Below are 19,821 nucleotides of genomic sequence, written 5' to 3' on the forward strand. Positions count from 1 at the left end.
TGGCCGGGTCGGCAGACGTGCTGGTTCGGTCGTAGACGTAGCTATTGCCGCCAAAGGAGACGGGCAGGTAGGCCGTCTTGGCGAAATCGCGATCGCCCGACTTCAGCTTCTTCTGATCGTCGCGGCGGTAAGTGGCCACGATGTTGAAGCGGTCGCGCTCGATGTCGCCGAAGCCGTAGGTGATAGAGACATTCGCYGATTTGCCTCCGCCTTCCAGCGGGTTCGAGTAGCCGACCGTGACTTCACCGCCCTGCTTGTTGCGCTTGRGGACGAAGTTCACGACGCCGGCAATGGCGTCGGAGCCGTAGAGGGCGGAAGCGCCGTCGGTCAGCACTTCGATGCGCTCGATCGCGCTCATGGGAATCGAGTTCAGGTTGACACGGCCACCGTCACCCGTGGGGGCGAGGCGCCGACCGTTGAGCAGCACCAGCGTGTAAGCCTGCCCAATGTCGTGCAGTGACGCGAAGGCGGTGCCACCGGAGTTGGTGCCGATAGCGATGTCGGCGATCTGGAAGCCCTGCATCGCGGGTATGCGTTGCAGCAGCTCTGCCACGTTGGTGGCGCCGCTGACCTTGATCTGCTCCGAGCTGATGACCTGCACGGGCAACGAGCCCTCGGCTGCAATGCGCTTGATGCTCGAACCGGTGACTTCGACCCGTTCCAGTTGTTGCTGCGCGAGGGCCGGCTGAAGGGCAGCGGCAAGACAAGCCAGCGCTGCGACGCTGACGGCGTGACGTTTGAACATCGATGAAACTCCTGACGATAAAGACAGCTTGCCGGCCTGGTGGGCCACGAAGCAACAGTCCACAGCCCGGCCGTAGTGCCGGGGAGAACGCCTAGAAGTGTGAGGAAAGTTTGCTGGTGACCCTTGGGGGTTCCTACCAATTGAGCGGGTGGCACCGTCCCGCAGTGACGCTTTCGGCTCGTTTTGCCCGGTAACCCCTAGATTGCCGTTGGCTTGCAGACGGGAAATGTTGCAAAGATGAGACGCTGGGCAGGATGTCGTCCGATAGGTTTTGCGGCAAAGCAACATCGGAGGAAGTGCCGGGCCGCCCACCCGCGGGGGGCTTTCATGCCGAACCTGTTCGCTGTCATAACGAAACAGGGGTTCTGGCTTGATCGCCACATTTCACTTGTTTAGCGGCATCAAGGCGCCAAGCAGACCGCGCTGGCGCGACGAAGCCGCTACCCATCGAACCCGCCGCCGATCAGGAAACGTCTAGTTACAGCGCTGCTGCGCGAAGTAGGCCAGACCTGCTGATCAAGCCGATTGCCCCTTCACCTTCAAGCGCCAGGCATGCAGCAGCGGCTCGGTGTAGCCGCTGGGCTGGGCCTCGCCCTTGAAGACCAGATCCTGCGCCGCCTGCATGGCCGCGCCCTGCGAGTTGGCGGCCAGAGGCCGGTAGGCCGGGTCGCCGGCGTTCTGGCCGTCCACCACCTTGGCCATGCGGGCGAAGGTCTCGCGCACCTGTTCGGCCGACACGACGCCATGGCGCAGCCAGTTGGCGATGTGCTGGCTGGAGATGCGCAGCGTCGCGCGGTCTTCCATCAGGCCGATGCCGTTGATGTCGGGCACCTTGGAGCAGCCCACGCCCTGGTCGAYCCAGCGCACSACATAGCCGAGGATGCCCTGCACGTTGTTGTCCAGCTCCTGCTGTCGCTGCTCGGGCGTCCAGTCGGCCTTGGCGGCGACGGGGATGGTCAGCAGCGCGTTCAGGATGCCCTCGCGTTCGGCGGCCAAGTCGACCTTTTCCAGCTCCTGCTGCACGGCGCTAACGCTGACCTGGTGGTAGTGCAGCGCATGCAGCGTCGCGGCGGTGGGGGACGGCACCCAGGCGGTGTTGGCGCCAGCCTTGGGGTGGCCGACCTTCTGCTCCAGCATGGCGGCCATCAGATCGGGCATGGCCCACATGCCCTTGCCGATCTGGGCGCGGCCGCGCAGGCCGCAGGCCAGGCCGGTCAACACATTGCTGCGTTCATAGGCCTGGATCCAGCTGGACGTCTTCATGTCGCCCTTGCGCAGCATCGGGCCGGCGCGCATGGCGGTGTGCATCTCGTCGCCGGTGCGGTCCAGGAAGCCGGTGTTGATGAAGGCGACGCGGCTGGCTGCGGCGGCGATGCAGGCCTTCAGGTTGACGGAGGTGCGGCGCTCCTCGTCCATGATGCCCAGCTTGACCGTGCTGTCGGGCAGGCCGAGCAGCTGCTCGACGCGGCTGAACAGCTCGGCGGCGAAGGCCACCTCGGCCGGGCCGTGCATCTTGGGCTTGACGATGTAGACGCTGCCCGTGCGGCTGTTGCCGCGGCGGCGCAGATCGTGCATCGCGATGGTCGTCGTGACGACAGCGTCCATGATGCCCTCGGGGATCTCGTTGCCCTCTTGGTCACCTCCCAGCAGGATGGCCGGGTTGGTCATCAGGTGGCCGACATTGCGCACGAACATCAGGGAGCGGCCATGCAGCGTCAGCGTGCCGCCACCGGGCGCCGTGTAGACGCGGTCGGCGTTCAGGCGGCGCGTGAAGCTCTTGCCGCCCTTGGCCACTTCCTCGGTCAGCGTGCCCAGCTGGATGCCCAGCCAGTTGCGATAGGCCAGCAGCTTGTCCTCGGCGTCGACGGCGGCGACCGAGTCCTCCAGGTCGAGGATGGTGGACAGCGCGGACTCCAGCACCACGTCGGCGATGCCGGCCGGGTCGGTCTTGCCGATGGGCGTGCTGCGATCGACGCGCACGTCCAGGTGCAGGCCATGGTGCACCAGCAGCACGCTGCTGGGCGCATCAGGGGCGCCCTGGTAGCCGGCGAAGGTGGCCGCGTTGGCCAGGCCGGTCACGTCGCCCGAGGCCAGCGTGACGGAGAGCTGGTCGCCCTCGATGCGGTAGGCCACCGCCTGGCTGTGCGAGCCTTCGGCCAACGGTGCGGCCTGGTCCAGCACCTGGCGGGCGAAGGCAATGACCCTGGCGCCGCGCACCGGGTTGTAGCCACCGTCGCGCGTGGCCCCGTCGGCCTCGGAGATGGCGTCGGTGCCGTAGAGCGCGTCGTACAGCGAGCCCCAGCGCGCGTTGGCCGCGTTCAGCGCATAGCGGGCGTTCAGGATGGGCACGACGAGCTGGGGGCCGGCTTGCAGGGCCAGCTCGGCATCGACGTTGGCGGTGGTCGCCTGCACCTGGGCGGGCGGCTCGACGAGGTAGCCGATGCGCTGCAGGAAGCCGCGGTAGGCCGGCATGTCGGTGATGGGGCCGGGATGGGCCTCGTRCCAGGCATCCAGCTCGGCCTGCAGGCGGTCGCGCTCGGCCAGCAGCGCGCGGTTCATCGGCGCCAGCTCATGGGCGATCCGGCTGAAGCCGGCCCAGAAGGCGTCAGCCGAAACGCCGGTGCCGGGCAGCACCTCGGTGTCGATGAAGCGGGCCAGGTCGGCATCGACCTGCAGGCGGTGGAGGGTGGTGCGAGGCATGGCGGGACTCCTGCGAGAAGGCAACAACGAATGTCGCCAATCTAGCTGCGTCGCGTGTCGGGATTCGCTGCGGAGCACGCCATTCATCTGTGACAAAAACGCAAAGATCCTTCATGAAACCCCTGTCTTTGCGTCTGTCGCCCAGCACAATCCGGGGCATGGACAAGCTCAAGCAGATGGAGTCCTTCGTCCTTGTCGTGGGCAAGGGCAGCTTGACGGCGGCGGCCCAGGCCGAGGGCGTCGCGCCTGCCGTCATGGGCCGGCGGCTGGACGCGCTGGAGGCGCGCCTGGGCGTCAAGCTGATGCTGCGTACGACGCGGCGGCTGACGCTGACGTCCGAGGGCCAGGCCTTCCTGGAGGACTGCCAGCGCCTGATCGCCTCGCTGGCCGATGCGGAAGCTGCCGTCAGTGCCGGCGGCCTCAAGGCCAGTGGCCATCTGCGCGTGACGGCGCCTGCCGGTTTCGGCCGCAGGCATGTTGCGCCGCTGGTGCCGGGCTTTCTCGCCGAGCATGGCGACCTCAGCCTGTCGCTCAACCTCAGCGACCGCGTCATCGACATCGTCCACGAGGGCTTCGACTGTGCCGTACGTGTGGGTGACCTGCCGGACTCCAGCCTGGTCAGCACGCGGCTGGCCGACAACCGGCGGCTGTGTGTGGCCGCCCCCGGCTATCTGAAGCGCGCCGGCACGCCGAAGCACCCCGATGAACTCGGCCGCCATGCCTGCCTGACGTTGAGCTCTGAGGCCAGCCAGGTGCGCGGCTGGGCCTTCCAGATCGACGGCGCCGTTCAGCACCTACGGCCGGTTGGCCGGCTCGATTGCAGCGATGGCCAGGTGTTGCACGACTGGTGCGTGGACGGCATGGGCCTGGCCTGGCGCAGCACCTGGGAGGTCGAGGCCGACCTCGCGGCAGGGCGCCTCGTCAGCGTGCTGGACACCTTTGCGGCGCCGCCCAACGGCATCTACGCCGTGTTCCCGCAGTCACGCCATCTGCCGCTGAGGACAAGGCTGTGGGTGGAGCATCTGCGCGCGCATTACGGGCGGGCCGATTACTGGCGCAGCTAGCGATCGTCCTCAACCCAGAGGACGGCGACGGGTATGCCCCGATGCCTGCCCCGCTGCAGCGTCCTCTGATGCCCTTTCGCCTTGTCGCCGCGTGGCGCCAAGCGTCTGCTGTGGCGGGTTGCGCGATGCCCACCCGTTCCACGGCCCGTTCATCGGGCATCGCCAACAAGGAACGGAGAACTTCCATGAAGAAGACGACCTGTTTTCGAGAGCCGACCGCGCCGACGCGCACCCTCCTTGCGGCAGTGGCGCTGGCCCTGCCGCTGGTGGCAGCAGCGGCGCAGGGCAGTGAATGGAGCAGTGCGGGGGGCGACCGCGAGAACACACGCAGCCAACCGTCCGAGCACAAGCTGGGCGTTGGCAATGTCAATCAACTGGCCGTCAAATGGGCGTTGACCACGGCGGGCGACGTTTCGGCCACGCCGGCCGTGGATGGCGACACGGTCTATGTGCCCGACTGGGCCGGCTATCTCTATGCGGTCAACCGCAGCAATGGCAGCGTGCGTTGGGCCGTCTACCTGCCTTCGGTAACGGGCATTCCCCGCGACAAGGCCCGCGCCACGCCGGCTCTGGGCGGCGGCAAGGTGGTCATCGGCACCCAGGGTTCCATCCTGGCGGGCGGCGGCCCTGGTGGCCGGGTGTTGGCCTTCGACAAGGACACCGGGGCGCTGGCCTGGAGCACCCAGGCCGATCCGCATTTCGCGGCCATCATCACGCAGTCGGCCACCATCCATGGCGACCGGGTCTTCGTCGGCGTCGCGTCGCAGGAGGAGGCCCTTGCCGCCTTCGTGCCGGGCTACCAGCTGTCCTTCCGCGGCAGCATGCTGGCCCTGGACCTGAAAACCGGCGCCATCCGCTGGCGGACGACGCTCGCGCCGGCCGGCTACACCGGCAACGCCGTCTGGGGCAGCTCGCCTGCCGTCGATACCTCGCGCGGCGCGGTCTACATCGCCACCGGCAACAACTACTCGGTGCCGCCGCCCGTGCTGGCCTGCGTGTCGGCCGCAGGTGCCGATCCGGTGGCCAAGGCCGCCTGCCTGCCGGCGAACGATTATTTCGACAGCGTCCTCGCCCTCGACATGAAGACGGGGGCCGTGCGCTGGGCGACCCGTGCCATCCCCTATGACGCCTGGACGGTGGATTGCATCCCCTTCTTCGGCGACGGCGACAACTGCCCGTCGCCGGCAGGCCCGGACTACGACTTTGGCCAGGCGCCGGCGCTGTTCAAGTCCAAGGCCGGCAAAGGCAAGCCGGTGGAGCTGCTGGGCCTCGGGCAGAAGAGCGGCCAGTACTGGGCGCTGAACCCGGACACCGGCGCCGTGGCCTGGGTCACCCAGGCCGGCCCAGGGGGCACGGCGGGCGGCCTGCAGTGGGGTTCGGCGACGGACGGCACGCGCATCTACACGGCCAACGCCAACAGCAACGGGGTGCCGTGGATGCCGACAGGCGCCAGCGCGCCGACGACGCGAGGCGCCTGGTTCGGCCTCGACGCGGCCACCGGTGCGACGCTATGGCAGACGCTCGACCCGCTGCCGCCGGGCGGTATCGGCGGCGGCCCCTCGGGCCCGGTGACGACGGCCAATGGCGTTGTCTACGCTTGCTCGCTGGATGCCAGCGGCCGCATGTACGCGATGAACGGCGCGAACGGCGCCATCCTGTGGAGCTATCCGAGCGGCGGCTCCTGCCTGTCGGGCGCGGCCATCGCCGACGGCACGCTCTACTGGGGCTCGGGCTACAGCAACTTCGGCTTCGGCACGCCGAACAGCAAGCTGTACGCATTCTCGTTGCCGGATTGAGGCGCGGCACTCGCGCAGGCCAGCTGCCTCAGCGGCGGGCCTGCGCGCTCAGTCCCCGAACGACACCTTGGCGCGCTTGCCCACCCACGCATCGAACTTGCCCGCATAGGCCTCCTCGATGCGGTTGCGCTTGACCTTGAAGGTCGGCGTGATGAAGCCGTTGTCCACCGTCCAGGGCGTCTTGATCAGCACCAGGGTGTCGAGCTGTTCGTGCGGGTCCAGACGGGCGTTGACGTCGTCCAGGTGCTTGCTCAGCTCGGCCATCAGCGCCGTGCGTTCGGCCTCGGAGCTGGCGCGTTGCAGGCCCTGCGGTGACAGCATGGCGATGCCCAGCGGCTGGCCCATGTTGGCCCCCGCGACGCAGCAGGCCTCGATGTTGGGGTTCATGCCCAGCCTGTCCTCGATGGGCGCCGGGGCGACGTACTTGCCCTTGCTGGTCTTGAACAGGTCCTTCACGCGGCCGGTGATGCGCACGCAGCCGTCGCCGTCCTGGGTCACCTTGTCGCCGGTGTGCAGCCAGCCATCGGCGGTCAGCGCGTCGGCGGTCAGGCCCGGCTCCTTGAAGTAGCCCATCATCAGCGCCGGGCTGCGCATCTGCAGCTCGCCATTGGCGGGATCGATGCGGGTCTGCACGCCGCCATAGGCCGGGCCGACCGTGCCGCGCTGGTTCTTGCCCGGCATCGTCATGTGCGACAGCGCCAGGTTCTCGGTCATGCCGTAGCCCTCGTTGATGTGCAGGCCCAGCATGCCATACCACTCCAGCAGCGCCACCGGCATGGGCGCGGCACCGCCGACGGCGATGCGGCACTGGTCCAGGCCCAGCGCCTTGAGGACCTTCTTGCGCACCAGGCCGCCGATGATGGGCAGGCGCAGCAGCTTGTTCATCTTCTGCGGTGGCATCTTGGCCTGCACGCCCTGCTGGAACTTGACCCAAAGGCGCGGCACGCTGAAGAAGATGGTGGGCCGCGCGCGCTGCAGGTCGGCGGTGAAGGTGTCCAGCGATTCGGCGAAGAACACCTTGAGCCCGACCTTCAGCCAGCTGTGCTCGACGAGCACGCGCTCGGCCACGTGGGCCAGCGGCAGGTAGGACATCATGCGGTCCTGGCCGCTCATCGGGAAGCGCGCCAGGCCTTCGGCGATGGCCCAGGCGAAGGCGCCGAAGTTGTGCATGACGCCCTTGGGGTTGCCCGTCGTGCCCGAGGTGTAGATCAAGGTGCAGAGCTCGTCGGCGCCGCGCGTGACTTCACCCTTGAGCGGCTCGGTGCGGGCGCAGATGGCGTCCCAGCCCTCATAGTTCTTCTTCACGTCGTCGGGCGACAGCGCGTAGCTGGCGCCGGGCAGGCTCGGCAGCACGCCCGGCTTCATGCCTTCCCAGCCGTCGAGCTTGCCGATGAAGATGAAGCGCGCCTCGCTGTGCGTGAGGATCTGCGTGATGGTGTCGGCCGCCAGCGTCGGGTACAGCGGCACGGAGACATAACCGGCCATCCAGATGGCGAGGTCGGTCATCAGCCACCAGGCGCAGTTCTTGGACAGCATCGCCACCTTGGCGTCGGCTGGCCAGCCCTCGGCGGCGCCCTTGGCCTTGAGGAAAGCGGCCATGCGGCGCACCTGGTCGCTGACCTGGGCCCAGGTGAAGTCCTTGACCTCAGGCCCGCCCATGGGTTGTGTCAGCGTGACGGTGCTGCCGGCGGTGCGCTCCCAGTGATACAGGCGTTGCAGGGCGAGCTGGTCGGCGGCGATGGTGGCCATGGGCGTGTCTCCTCGGGGGGATTCTTTTCGGGAGCCGCAAAGTTAACCGCCTGCAAAGCGGCCCTTCCCCCGGGTAAACACCCTGCGGCGTGACGCGCTACCCACAGTGCCTAGAGGCATGGCTCTAGAAACGCCAGTCGCAATCGGCGGCTGCCGTGCCTGCCGCGAGTTGTGCGGCCACCTCGGTCAGCGGATGCGGCGCAGGCGTCAGCTCGGCGAGATTGGTCGGGCGTGAGGCTTCGGCGCGCGTCAGCGTTTCCTGCCAGGGCTCGCCGGCCGCGCGCAGCGCGCAGGCCAGCTGCAGGCGGGCAGCCCACTCGGGCAGGCCCTGGGGTTCGGGCAGGCCGTCGAAGTAGGCCACGCGGATGCGCGTGCCCGCCAGCGAGGCCGCCGGCGTGCCGGCCAGGCGGCTCTTGAAGAGATCAATGCGGCTGGCCAGGTTGCGGGACTCGGCGAGCAGCGGACGCAGCGTGTTCAGGCGGTGCTCGACATCGCGCGCCAGCGCTTGGCCAGCCTCGCCGGCGCCGGGCGCGATGGCAATGCGCGAGAGCGTCAGCAGGCCATCGGCGCGGCGCACGTCACCGATCAGCGGCGCGGCATCCAGCCCGGCGAGGGCCTGGGCGGCGGCGCGCAGGCTGGCCGCGTCGGCGCGGCCGGCGGCCAGCACGCGGGCCTCCAGCAACTGGGTGCGGCGCAGCAGGCCGGTCACTGCGTCGTCGGCGCCGGCGGCCTCGGTCTCGGCCTGGGCCTTCTCCAGCTGGGCCAGGGCCGCGCCGAACTCGCCGAGTTGCTGCAGGTAGACGGCCAGCAACTGGCGCATCAGCGTGCTGGCGTGGTTGCCGGGGCGCGCGATGGCGTCCCAGCGGCGGATCAAATCATCGCTGCGCGCCGTGGCGTCGGCCGCGCTCTCGCGCGCCATCCGCCAGCGCACGAAGGCCAGGTTGCGCTCCAGCACCAGGGCCGGGCGGATGCGCTCGGCCTCCTGCGGGTTCCAGAACGGCCTGGCTGCCTCCAGCGAGCGCTCGGCCTCGCGCAGCCGGCCCTCGTAGACATAGAGCACGTTCTCGTAGGTCGCGAAGCGCGCATGCTCGAAGGGGTTCTTGGCATAGATCGCGTCGTTGGAGCGCTTGGCCAGCGCCAGTTCGCGCTCGGCATCGGCGAAGCGGCCCAGGCGACCGTAGGCCGTCAGCAGGTGCAGGCGCAGGCTGTGGGATTTCTCGCTCAGCGGCCCGTAGCGGCTGTCCCAGCGGGGCAGCAGGGGCTCCAGCAGGTCGATGACGGGCTGGCCGCCGGCGACGGCGGTGTGCAGGCCGGCCAGAGAGACGGCGGCGTCTTCGGTGCGTGGGTCGTTTTCACCGAAGGCCTGGCGGGCGTGGGCCAGGCGCGCTTCAGCCAACGGCGCCGCGACGTCGAAGCGCTGCAGCGCGAAATAGGTCTTGACCAGCGTGTCGAAGACACGGTCCTTGACCTCGGGCTGGTCGTTGAAGCGCGTGGCCAGCTCCTGGCGCTTGCGGTCCAGCAGTTCCACCACGGTGGGCTGGCGGCCGCCGTTCTGATCGGGGCTGGCCGCGCCGAGCAGCTCCGCCAGATAACCCGTGACCTGCTCGGACTCGCGCGCTGCGGCCTGGGCCTCGTGCCGCTGCCAGAGGCTGACGGCCAGGCCCAGGCTGAGGGCCGCGAACACCAGCGTGGCGCCGACCGCCAGCGCGGCATTGCGGTGCAGCCAGAGGCGCACGCGATGCTGCCAGTCCTCGGCACGCACGCTGACCGGGCGCTGGGCCAGCCAGTGCTCGAGGTCGTCGATGAAGTTGCCGACGCTGGTATAGCGTTCGGCCGGGTTCTTGCGCAACGCCTTGGCGGCGACGGCCTCCAGGTCGCCCGCCGCCCGGTCCGCATCGAGGGGGCGGCCGGGGCCGGCCTCATCGCCGGCGCTGTCGGCCGAGCCGGTCGTGCGCGTGGAACGGGTGATGCGCTGGGCCTGGCCGTGCAGCACGGCATGCTCCAGAGCCGTGCGGCCCAGGCCGCGCTTGCCGAAAGGCAGGTCGCCGCTGGCCAGTTCGTAGAGCATCACGCCCAGCGAATAGATGTCGCTGGCCACGCCCACGGCCTCGCCGGTGATCTGCTCGGGCGCCGCGTAGGCCGGCGTCAGGCGCCGGCCGGTGATCTGCGTCAGCTGATGGTCGGACTGACGGCCGGAGTCGTCGAGCAGGCCGGCGATGCCGAAGTCCAGCAGCTTGGCATTGCCCTGCTCGTCCACCATGACGTTGCCGGGCTTGAGGTCGCGGTGCAAGATGAGCTGGGCATGGGCATGTTCGACGGCGCGCGCCACCTCCAGCAGCAGCTTCACGCGCGCCACCAGGCCAAGGTTGTGTGCGCGCACGTGCTCGGACAGCGTGCGGCCCACCACGTACTCCAGCACGAGGTAGGCGCGGCCGTCCTGCTCGCCGGCGTCCAGCATGCGGGCGATGCCTGGGTGGGTCAGCCGGCCGAGCAGGGCGCGCTCGCGGGCGAAACGAGCAGTCAGGCCAGGGCCGGCGCGGTCGCCGCGCAGCAGCTTGATGGCGGCCTCGCCCTGGTAGAGGCCATCGGCCCGCTCGGCCCGCCAGACCTGGCCCATGCCGCCCTCGCCGAGGGGTTCGGCCAGGCACCAGGAGCCCAGGCGGTCGCCGGGGCGGGCAGGTGTGGTGGTGGAGAGCGTCGGCTCGCTCAGCGCGGCGACCAGGCGGGTGTTGTAGCCCGGCATGTCGACGAGGACGGTGGCGTCCGTGTCTTCGTCCTCGGGCAGGGACGCCAGCATGCGCGACAGCCGCGCGGCCAGTTCGGGCGGCTGCAACGCAGCCAGGCGCTCGGCCCGTGTCGCGGCGGGCAGCTCGGCGAGCTCGTCGAACAGCGCCGACAGCTGCTGCCAGTCCGAGGACTGCAAGCCCGAGTTCATCAGTAGACGGAGTTGGGCGGGTCGCCGAGCAGCTCCTGCAGCAGGGCGCGCGCCTTCAGCAATTCGCGGTTGATGCTGCGCGTGGACAGGCCCCGCACCGCCGCCACCTCGGCGATGGACAGACCGGCGAAGCCCACCATCTCGATCAGCTCGTACAGACCGTTGTCCAGGGCCTTCATGCGCTCCAGGGCCTGGTCCAGGCCCAGCATGTCGACGGCCGTGCTCTGCACGGCGGCCACGTCGTCGGCCGCGGACAGCGTGACCATGACGGCGTCGCCGCCGCGCTTGTCGCGGCCTTCGGTGCGCAGGTGGTCGATGACGACGGAGCGCAGCACCCGGCCGACGTAGGCGAAGAACTGGCCGCGCGTCTCGCCCTGCAGGCCCTGCTGGTCGGCCATGCGCAGAAAGCCCTCGTGCACCAGGGCGGTGGTGTTCAGGCCGGCCGACCTGCCGCTCGGGCCGCTCTGCGCCAGGCGGATGCGGGCGACGCGCTTGATCTCGGGGTAGAGCAGGGCGTAGAGCTGCTGCAGGGACGCCGCGTCACCACGCGAAGTGCCGATCAGCAGTTCGGTGATGTCGGCCACGTCAGTCTTCCTGGAAGGCGGCGAGGGCGGCCGTGATGGCGGCGTCGCTGGCTTCGCGCTGCACCGGCGCATCGGCCACAAGACCTTCGCGCTTCAGCCGGGCGACCCATTGGCCGGCATCGCGGCCCTGTTCGAAGCCACTGCTCTGCAGCAGCAGCTCGCCACCCGCCGACAGCAGCTTGAAGTAGAACTTGCCGTCCGCCTCGCGGTATTGCTTGAAGACCGGCAGTGCGGCCTTCTCTGTCTTGGTAGCGGCTGTCGTAGCGGTGGACGTGTAGGGCCGCAGGCCGCAGGCCTCGCGCAATTGCTTCAGGAAGGGAACCGCGATGGCGCGGGCCTTGGCGGCGCCGGCCTGCAGCGTGGCTTCGAGCTGCTCGGGGTGGGCCATCAGGTGGGCATAGCGCTCGCGCATCGGGCCGATCTGGCCTTCGATCAGGTTCACGAGCTGCTGCTTGGCCTCGCCCCAGCCCAGGCCGCCGCGCAGGGCCGCGCGGAAGGCGGCGCGCTGCTCGGTGGTCGCGAAAGCGTCGTAGATGGTGACCAGGGCCTGGCCCTGCGGGTCCTTGGGCTCGCCGGGCAGCTTGGAATCGGTGACGATGCGCGCAACGGCCTCCTTCAGCGCCGCGCTGCCGCCTTCGAAGAGAGGGATGACGTTGTCATAGCTCTTGCTCATCTTGCGGCCGTCCAGCCCCGGCAGCAGCTCCATCTCGGCATCAGTCACGGCCTCTGGGGCAGTGAACAGCTCCTTGCCCCGGCCAAACAGGTGATTGAAGCGCTGGGCCACGTCGCGCGCCATCTCGATGTGCTGGACCTGGTCCTTGCCCACAGGCACTTTGTGCGCGTTGAACATCAGGATGTCGGCCGCCATCAGCACCGGGTAGCTGAACAGGCCCATGCTGACGTTGGCATCCGGCTCCTCGCCGGCAGCCACGGCCGCGTCCACGGCAGCCTTGTAGGCATGGGCCCGGTTCATCTGGCCCTTGGCCGTCACGCAGGTCAGCAGCCAGGTGAGCTCGGGGATCTCGGGCACATCGCTCTGGCGGTAGAAGGTGACGCGTTCGGCGTCCAGGCCGGCAGCCAGCCAGGTCGCGGCGATGGCGCGGCTGGAATGGGCCAGGCGGTCCGGCTCGTCGCACTTGATCAGCGCGTGGAAGTCGGCCATGAAGAAGAAGCTCTCCACGCCGGGCGCGCGGCTGGCTTCGATCGCCGGGCGGATGGCGCCGACGTAATTGCCGAGATGCAGGGTGCCGGTGGTGGTGATGCCGGTCAGGACGCGTTGAGGCATGGGTTTGGTGAAAAGTAACCAAACCGGATTGTGGCCTCAGCTTCGTTTGCGCGAAGGGGGTGCTGCTACGGAGGCGCGCCAGGTGACGGTGATGTCGAACTGCCGCGAGATGGGCAGCTGCTGCCCGTAGCAGCGGTTCAGCAGCCAGTGCAGGCCGGCCAGCGTGACCTCGTGGCTCGGGATGTGCACCGATGTGAGGCGCGGCGCCGCGAATTCGGCGCTGGGAGAGTCGTCATAGCCCAGCACCGAAACCTCGTGTGGCACCGACACGCCGCGTTCCTGGAAATGCGCCAGCAGGCCGATGGCCATCTCATCATTGGCGCAGAACGCGGCAGAGGGCAGGCGCTTTTGCTTGAGCAGCACCTCTGCCGCATCCCAGCCGGCCTGATTGGAAAAGTCGCCGGGCACGGTCAGGATCTTGGACGTGTCCAGCCCGCGCAGCGCCAGCTCGCCCATGAAGCCATTCAGGCGCGCCACGTTGTCAGGCGAGGTGGTCGGGCCCGAGACGACGGCGATGTCCTTGTGCTTGTGCTGCAGCAGGGCGCGCGCCGCCTGCACGCCGCCCTGCACGTGGTCGGCCGTGAAGCATTGGTCCTTGATGCGGTCGAAATGGCGGTTCAGCACGACGACCTGGCGCGCCGCCGGGCCCAGGGCCTTGAGGTCCTCGTCCTGCAGCGCGTTGGACAGCACGATGAGGCCGTCGCAGTCGCGGTCCAGCAAAAAGCGCATGCCGTCGTTGGTCTCGACGCGTTCGTCCTCGATGCCCTCGCCGAAGGCCACCACCATGTGCAGTCCTTGCGCGCGCAACACCAGGTCGATGGCGCGCAGGATGGGCGTGTAGTAGGTGCCGCGCAGGAAGGGGATGTAGACGCCGATCAGCTTGGACGTGCCAGCGCCCAGCGAACGCGCGGTGTGCGAGGGCCGGAACTTCAGCTGGGCAATGACCTTGCGCACGCGCTCAGCCGTGGCTGGCGCGACGGAACCGTTTCCGCTAATGACGCGAGAGGCGGTGCCCACGCCCACACCGGCCAGCCGCGCTACGTCCTTGATCGTTGCCATTCGCCCTCTGCTTTTGTTGGGGCGGATTGAATCACAGGGGGCAGATCGGGGCGGGGTCTGCCGGCTCGGGCAGGGGCTTGGTATTTGCCTGGGTTTCCTTGCCACTCAGGCCGCCCCCGACCGGCCACCAGGACCTGGCTTCGTGGCTGCTGAATTGGCAGGGGCCTGCCGGCCAGGGGAAGGACAGGCGGCCGGTGAAGCCCGGCCAGGCCTTGCCGGCGGTCGGTTCCACCAGCACGTCGACCAAGCCGGCGCCCTCGGTGCCGGGCTGCCACGCGGCAATGAAGGCATCGCTCTTGTTGGCCAGGTCATTCACATAGAGCGGCCGGCCCAAGTACAGCAGCGTGACGACGGGTTTGCCGCGGCCGGCGACCCGCTGCAGCACTTCCGCGTCCTTGGGATGGCGACGGCTGAAGCGCAGGTTTTCGGTGATACGCACATCGCCCTCGCCCTCGGCATAGGGCGTCTCGGCGAGCACGGCGACGACGGCATCGAAGTTCTTCGGATCGCTCTTGCTGCCGTCAGCGTCGAAGGTGACCTGCGCGGCACCCAGGCGCTGCCGCAATGCCGCCAGCAGCGACGTGCCTTGCGGATAGTCGACATTGCTCGTGTCGCGGCCCTGCCAGGTCACGCTCCAGCCGCCGCTCTGGTGGGCCAGACTGTCGGCCGCGGTACCGACAACGAGCACGCGGGCCGTGCCCTTGAGCGGCAGCAGGCCGGGCTTGTTCTTCAGCAGCACCAGCGACTCGCGCACCGCGCGGCGCGCCAGCTCGGGCGCCTGCATCGCCTCGACCGTGGCGGGCACGGCCGGCTGCATGCCGATGCTGAACTTCACGCGCAGGATGCGGCGCACTGCGTCGTCGATGCGGGCCATCGGGATCCTGCCCTGCTCGGCAGCCCGCAGGGTGTTGTCGAAGAAGGCCTTCCAGTGGAAGGGCACCATGACGACGTCGATGCCGGCGTTGATGGCGGCAGGGCAGTCCTCGGGCGTGCAGCCGGGCACCTGGCCGACGCCGTCCCAGTCGCTGACGATGAGGCCGTCGAAGGCCAGGCGGTCTTTCAGCACGCCGGTCATCAGCACGGCGTTGCCATGCATCTTGCCGTGCTCGACGTAGCCAGCGCTGTCGGTCCAGCTGCTGAAGGAGGTCATGACGGTCAGCACGCCGGCGTCCAGCGCACCCAGGTAGCCCGCGCCGTGCACATTGGCGAGATCGGCCGGCGAAGCCTGCGTCACGCCCTGGTCGATGCCGCGGCGCGTGCCGCCATCGCCGAGGTAGTGCTTGGCAGTCGCCAGCACGCCGCGGCCCTCCTTCATGCCGTCCTGCAAGCCTTCCACCGAGGCCTGGCCGAGGCGCTTCACCAGGGCCGGATCGACGCCGAAGCTCTCGTAGGTGCGGCCCCAGCGCACGTCCTGCACGACAGCCAGCGTAGGCGCGAAGGCCCAGTGCAGGCCCGAGGCGCGGATGGCGCGCGCCGTGGCGCGGCCGATGTCGCGCACCAGGTCGGCGTCACGCGTCGCGCCGAGCGCGATGTTGTGTGGGAAGAGCGTCGCGCCGCGCACATTGTTGTGGCCGTGCACGGCGTCGGTGCCCCAGATCAGCGGGATGCCCGGCGTGGCCTGCAGGGCCGCGGCCTGGAACTTTTCGGACAGCTCGCGCCACTGCGCCGGCGTGGCCGCGCGGTCCTGGCCCGGCCAGCCCCCACCGCCGTTCAGGATGGTGCCGATGGCGTACTCGCGCACCTGCTCCGGCGTGATCGCGCGGATCTCGGGCTGGGTCATCTGGCCGATCTTCTGGCGCAGGGTCAAGTTCTTCAGCGCGGCCTCGACCTTGGCCTCGAGTGCCGCATCCCGCACGGGCTTGCGGGCCGGCCAGGCCTGCACGACGGCATCGGTTTCGGCCGCGCCGGCCATGGTCGCCAGGGCAAGCAGGGCAGCGAGAAGTGCGGTTGAGCGAGTCATCGTGGAGTGTCCGTTGGGAGCGCGACGGTAGTGGGTGAAGCAAAAAAACGTCAACCCCCGGGCCGGCGAGATTGACAGCCCCGACTGTGGCGCATTAGATTTGCGCCGTGTTTGGAACCGGTTCCAATTTTGATGCCGACACCGCCAAGGAGCGCGGAGGCATCGCCACCCAAAAAGCCGGCCGAGCAGCGAACAAGACGAACCAGGAGACGAAAGAAATGCTCAAGCAAGCTCAGCGTGCGGCAGTGCGCACCATCGCCCCAACTTCGCCCCAGCGGCGCAATCGCCTCACGCCCATTGCCGTCTGCGTCGGCCTGCTGGGCGCATCGGCGCTGGCACTGGCCCAGACCGCGCCGGCGGGCGAGCAGAAGCTCGACACCGTGACGGTCACCGGCTTTCGCGCCAGCCTGGAATCCTCGATCAGCACCAAGCGCAACGCCGATGCCATCGTCGAATCCGTCTCGGCCGAGGACATTGGCAAGCTGCCCGACGTGTCCATCGCCGACGCGATCTCGCGCCTGCCCGGCCTGACGGCTCAGCGCGTGGCCGGGCGCTCGTCCGTCATCAGCATCCGCGGCATGGCGCCGCGCTATGGCGTGACGCTGCTGAACGGCCGCGAGATCGTCTCCACGGGCGACAACCGCTCGGTGGAGTACGACCAGTTCCCGTCGGAGCTGATCAACGCCGCCACCGTCTACAAGACGCCGGACGCCAGCCTGTCGGCGCAAGGCCTGTCGGGCACAGTCAACATGAAGACGCTGCGCCCGCTGGACTTCGCGACCTCGCGCGGCGTCGTCGGTGCGCGCATGGAGCGCAATTCCAATGGCTCGCTGAACCCCGAGATCTCGGGCAACGGCAACCGCCTGAGCGCCTCGTATGTGACGCAGTCGGCCGACCGCACCTGGGGCGCGGCCGTCGGCTTTGCGCATCTGGACTCGCCCAACCAGGAAAAGCACTACAAGAGCTGGTGGTGGGCCAACACCAACAACTGGGGCGCACCACTGCCCRGCGTGCCCACGGACGCCGTCGCGCTGCAGGGCTTCGAGCTGGGTGCCGCCTCGTCGCGCCAGAAGCGTGACGGCCTGATGGGCGTGCTCGAGTACAAGCCCAATGCCGATTTCCACAGCACGCTGGACCTCTACTACTCCAAGTTCGACCAGACCGAGGCGCGCCGCACGGTGATGTCCGACATGTCGACCTGGTCGGGTGCGACCTGGAGCAATGCGCAGACGACGGTGGTCAACGGCGACAAGATCGTCACCAGCGGCATCGTCAACAACACCACGCCGGTGGCGTTGACGACCTTCAACAAGCGCCAGGACGACATCCGCGCCATCGGCTGGAACAACGAGCTGAAGCTGGCTGACTGGAAGCTGGTGGGAGACCTGAGCTGGTCCAAGGCCAAGCGCGACGAGCAGAACGCGGAAGTGCAGGCGGGCTCGCTGAGCCGTGTCAGCCTGGGGCAGGCCAACATCGTCACCGGCGACGGTCGCTCCACCTTCGCGCCGACCTTCGACTTCGGCGACGGCAAGAGCGTCTACCTGACCGACCTCGCCAACTGGGGCCGCGACGGCCGCAGCCAGTTCCCCAAGGTGCGCGACCAGATCAAGGCGCTCAAGCTGACGGCGGGCCGCAACTTCGACAGCTGGCTCAGCAACATCGAGGGTGGGCTGGACTACTCCGAGCGCGACAAGGACATGAACCGCACCGAGGTGAACTACAACCTCAAGAACGGCCGCGCGCCGATGCTGATTCCGTCCGCGCTGCTGCGCTCGCCGACAGACCTGGGCTTTGCCGGCAGCAATATCCGCATGGTCAATTTCGACCTGCCGAGCGCTCTGAGCTTGTACGACGTGGTGCCCACCTCGGCCGACCAGGCGCCGGGCCGCATCTGGCAGGTGCACGAGAAGGTCACGGCCGCCCACGCCAAGCTCGGCTTCGAGTTCGACTGGGGCGTGCCCATCCACGGCAGCTTTGGCCTGCGCGTCGTGCATGCCAAGCAGTGGAGCGACGGCCTGTTCTGGAACGGCAAGACCAACGCGACCGAACCTGCCACCGGCGGCACCAGCTACACCGACACGCTGCCCAGCCTCAACATCGCCGCCGACGTGACTGCCAACACCATCGTGCGCTTCGGTCTGGCCAAGGTGCTGGCGCGGCCGAACATGGAGGACATGCGCGCCGGCTTCGCTGGCATCAACGTCAGCACGACCGAGCCGCATCTGTGGTCGGCCAATGGCGGCAACCCCAAGCTGGAGCCCTGGCGCGCCGACGCGGTGGACCTGTCCGTGGAGCACTACTTCAGCAAGCGCAGCTATGTGGCGGCCGCGGTCTTCCACAAGAACATCAAGAACTTCGTCTACTCGCAGTCCATCGACTTCGACTTCACCGGCTTTCCCAACCCGACGGCCTTCACGCCTTACAGCAACATCGGCACGTTGACTACCCAGTCCAACGGCGGCGGCGGGATGATCGCCGGCACCGAGCTGAGTGGTTCGCTGGACGGCGGCCTGATCAGCTCGGCGCTGGACGGCATCGGCGTGAGCCTGAGCTACTCGGACACGCGCAGCTCGCTGCACGAGGGCAATGACGTCAGCAAACCTTTGGATGGTCTGTCGGGCAAGGCGACCAACTTCACCGTCTATTACGAACGCGACGGTATCTCGGCGCGCATCGGCAGCCGCCATCGCTCGCCCTTCGTGACGACGGTGCGCGGCACCTTTGGCGAGAACGTGCCGAGCATGATCTCCAGTGAAACCATCATCGACGCGCAGATCGGTTACGCGTTCGAATCGGGCCTCTTCAAGGGTCTGTCGCTGACGCTGCAGGTCAACAATCTGCGTGACGAGCCCTATCGCACCCGCGTCGGTGTCTCCACCGGTTCCGTCGATCCCAACGCTACCTTGCCTGAGCGATACACGTCCTATGGCCGCCAGTTCCTGATCGGCGGCACGTACAAGTTCTGATCGATTTCCCAGTTCCCTGAACCCGCGCCGGCCGCGCTGCCGGCGCCTCCCATTCGAAGCATGAGCTCCAACACCGCCCCGAAACGCCAAGACTTCCCCGCCGACTTCCGTTGGGGCGTGTCCACCTCATCCTTCCAGATCGAGGGCGCCGGCCGCGAGGACGGCAAGGGCGAGTCCATCTGGGACCGCTTCTGCAGCGAGCCCGGCCGCATCCGCGACGGCTCCAACGCGCTGGTGGCCTGCGACCATTACCACCTGTTCCCGCAGGACCTGGACATGGCGAAGGCTCTGGGCGTCAACGCCTACCGCTTCTCCATCGCCTGGCCGCGCATTCTTCCAAACGGAACTGCAGGGCGGGGCGCCGTGAACGAAGCGGGCCTGGCCTTCTACGACCGGCTGGTGGACGGCATGCTGGAGCGCGGCCTGGACCCCTGGGCCACGCTCTACCACTGGGACCTGCCGCAGCCGCTGCAGGAGCAAGGCGGCTGGCTCTCGCGCGACACGGTCGGCGCCTTCCTCGAATACACCGACATCGTCACGCGCCGCCTGGGCGACCGTGTCAAGCACTGGATCACGCACAACGAACCCTGGTGCTCCTGCATGATGGGCTACTGGGAGGGCGTGCATGCGCCCGGCGGCAAGAGCCTGGCCGATGCGATGCAAGCCTGCCACCACGTGCTGCTGTCGCATGGCCAGGCCATCCCGCTGATCCGCAAGAACTCGGCCGGCGCCCAGGTCGGCATCACGCTAAGCCTGCATCCCATCACTGCCGCTTCCGACAGCGCCGCTGACCTCGCCGCGCTGAAGCGCCACGACGGCCTGCGCAACCGCTGGTTCCTCGACCCGCTGTTCGGCCGCGGCTATCCCGAAGACACGCTGGCGCTGCTCGCGTCATCCGGAAATGCCGCGCCCAAGGTGGAGGCCGGCGACCTCGACACGGTTGCGACCGCGACCGATTTCCTGGGCGTGAACTACTAC

Annotated in this window: 12 protein-coding genes; 4 read left to right on the forward strand and 8 right to left on the reverse strand. The window is 68.5% G+C overall.

From position 1 onward, the window contains the following. Positions 1-745: TonB-dependent receptor plug domain-containing protein (locus AC1DU6_RS04865; RefSeq protein ID WP_477856210.1), on the reverse strand; the 745-nt coding region annotated here is incomplete at its 3' end. Between the two features lie 516 nt (positions 746-1,261). Beyond that, entirely contained in the window at positions 1,262-3,445 is a 2,184-nt protein-coding gene (locus AC1DU6_RS04870) for a malate synthase G (RefSeq protein WP_477856211.1), read from the reverse strand. A gap of 158 nt (positions 3,446-3,603) precedes the next feature. On the opposite strand from AC1DU6_RS04870, the gene AC1DU6_RS04875 reads away from it, so the two are divergent. Next, positions 3,604-4,509 carry a LysR family transcriptional regulator gene (locus AC1DU6_RS04875; RefSeq protein WP_457319836.1) on the forward strand — a complete coding sequence of 302 codons (906 nt, stop codon included), beginning with the start codon at positions 3,604-3,606 and terminating at the stop codon, positions 4,507-4,509. A gap of 185 nt (positions 4,510-4,694) precedes the next feature. After that, entirely contained in the window at positions 4,695-6,305 is a 1,611-nt protein-coding gene (locus AC1DU6_RS04880) for an outer membrane protein assembly factor BamB family protein (protein WP_457319838.1), read from the forward strand. Between the two features lie 48 nt (positions 6,306-6,353). Here the strand turns inward: AC1DU6_RS04880 and AC1DU6_RS04885 are convergent, their stop codons facing one another. The 6 genes from AC1DU6_RS04885 to AC1DU6_RS04910 all read right to left on the reverse strand — a co-directional run bounded on the left by AC1DU6_RS04885 (position 6,354) and on the right by AC1DU6_RS04910 (position 15,877). After that, positions 6,354-8,054 (reverse strand): AMP-binding protein, encoded by a 1,701-nt coding sequence (locus tag AC1DU6_RS04885; RefSeq protein ID WP_477856212.1) that lies wholly within the window; start codon positions 8,052-8,054, stop codon positions 6,354-6,356. Positions 8,055-8,178: 124 nt separating this feature from the next. Then, entirely contained in the window at positions 8,179-10,989 is a 2,811-nt protein-coding gene (locus AC1DU6_RS04890; RefSeq protein WP_477856213.1) for a serine/threonine-protein kinase, read from the reverse strand. After that, on the reverse strand, positions 10,989-11,573 hold the full coding sequence (locus tag AC1DU6_RS04895; protein ID WP_056200637.1) for an ECF-type sigma factor: 585 nt from the start codon (positions 11,571-11,573) through the stop codon (positions 10,989-10,991). The genes AC1DU6_RS04890 and AC1DU6_RS04895 overlap by 1 nt, the downstream gene beginning before the upstream one ends. Position 11,574: 1 nt before the next feature. Continuing rightward, positions 11,575-12,858, reverse strand: a complete 1,284-nt coding sequence (locus tag AC1DU6_RS04900; protein ID WP_457352253.1) for a tryptophan--tRNA ligase — start codon at positions 12,856-12,858, stop codon at positions 11,575-11,577. A gap of 36 nt (positions 12,859-12,894) precedes the next feature. Continuing rightward, entirely contained in the window at positions 12,895-13,917 is a 1,023-nt protein-coding gene (locus AC1DU6_RS04905; protein WP_477856214.1) for a LacI family DNA-binding transcriptional regulator, read from the reverse strand. Positions 13,918-13,948: 31 nt separating this feature from the next. Continuing rightward, positions 13,949-15,877 (reverse strand): glycoside hydrolase family 3 protein, encoded by a 1,929-nt coding sequence (locus AC1DU6_RS04910; RefSeq protein WP_477856215.1) that lies wholly within the window; start codon positions 15,875-15,877, stop codon positions 13,949-13,951. A 218-nt stretch (positions 15,878-16,095) separates the two neighbouring features. Between AC1DU6_RS04910 and AC1DU6_RS04915 the strand changes: the two genes are divergently transcribed. Both AC1DU6_RS04915 and AC1DU6_RS04920 read left to right on the forward strand, forming a co-directional pair. Then, on the forward strand, positions 16,096-18,843 hold the full coding sequence (locus AC1DU6_RS04915; RefSeq protein ID WP_477856216.1) for a TonB-dependent receptor: 2,748 nt from the start codon (positions 16,096-16,098) through the stop codon (positions 18,841-18,843). Positions 18,844-18,903: 60 nt separating this feature from the next. Beyond that, a partial coding sequence (locus tag AC1DU6_RS04920; RefSeq protein ID WP_477856217.1) for a family 1 glycosylhydrolase occupies positions 18,904-19,821 on the forward strand: 918 nt, incomplete at its 3' end.

This window comes from Roseateles sp. P5_B10, assembly GCF_056400485.1.

Bases quoted from the DNA above. Each gene is read 5' to 3' on its own strand.
- AC1DU6_RS04875 (WP_457319836.1), top strand. From the start codon at position 3,604: ATGGACAAGCTCAAGCAGATGGAGTCCTTCGTCCTTGTCGTGGGCAAG.
- AC1DU6_RS04900 (WP_457352253.1), bottom strand. From the start codon at position 12,858: ATGCCTCAACGCGTCCTGACCGGCATCACCACCACCGGCACCCTGCAT.
- AC1DU6_RS04910 (WP_477856215.1), bottom strand. From the start codon at position 15,877: ATGACTCGCTCAACCGCACTTCTCGCTGCCCTGCTTGCCCTGGCGACC.
- AC1DU6_RS04890 (WP_477856213.1), bottom strand. From the start codon at position 10,989: ATGAACTCGGGCTTGCAGTCCTCGGACTGGCAGCAGCTGTCGGCGCTG.
- AC1DU6_RS04880 (WP_457319838.1), top strand. From the start codon at position 4,695: ATGAAGAAGACGACCTGTTTTCGAGAGCCGACCGCGCCGACGCGCACC.
- AC1DU6_RS04905 (WP_477856214.1), bottom strand. From the start codon at position 13,917: ATGGCAACGATCAAGGACGTAGCGCGGCTGGCCGGTGTGGGCGTGGGC.
- AC1DU6_RS04885 (WP_477856212.1), bottom strand. From the start codon at position 8,054: ATGGCCACCATCGCCGCCGACCAGCTCGCCCTGCAACGCCTGTATCAC.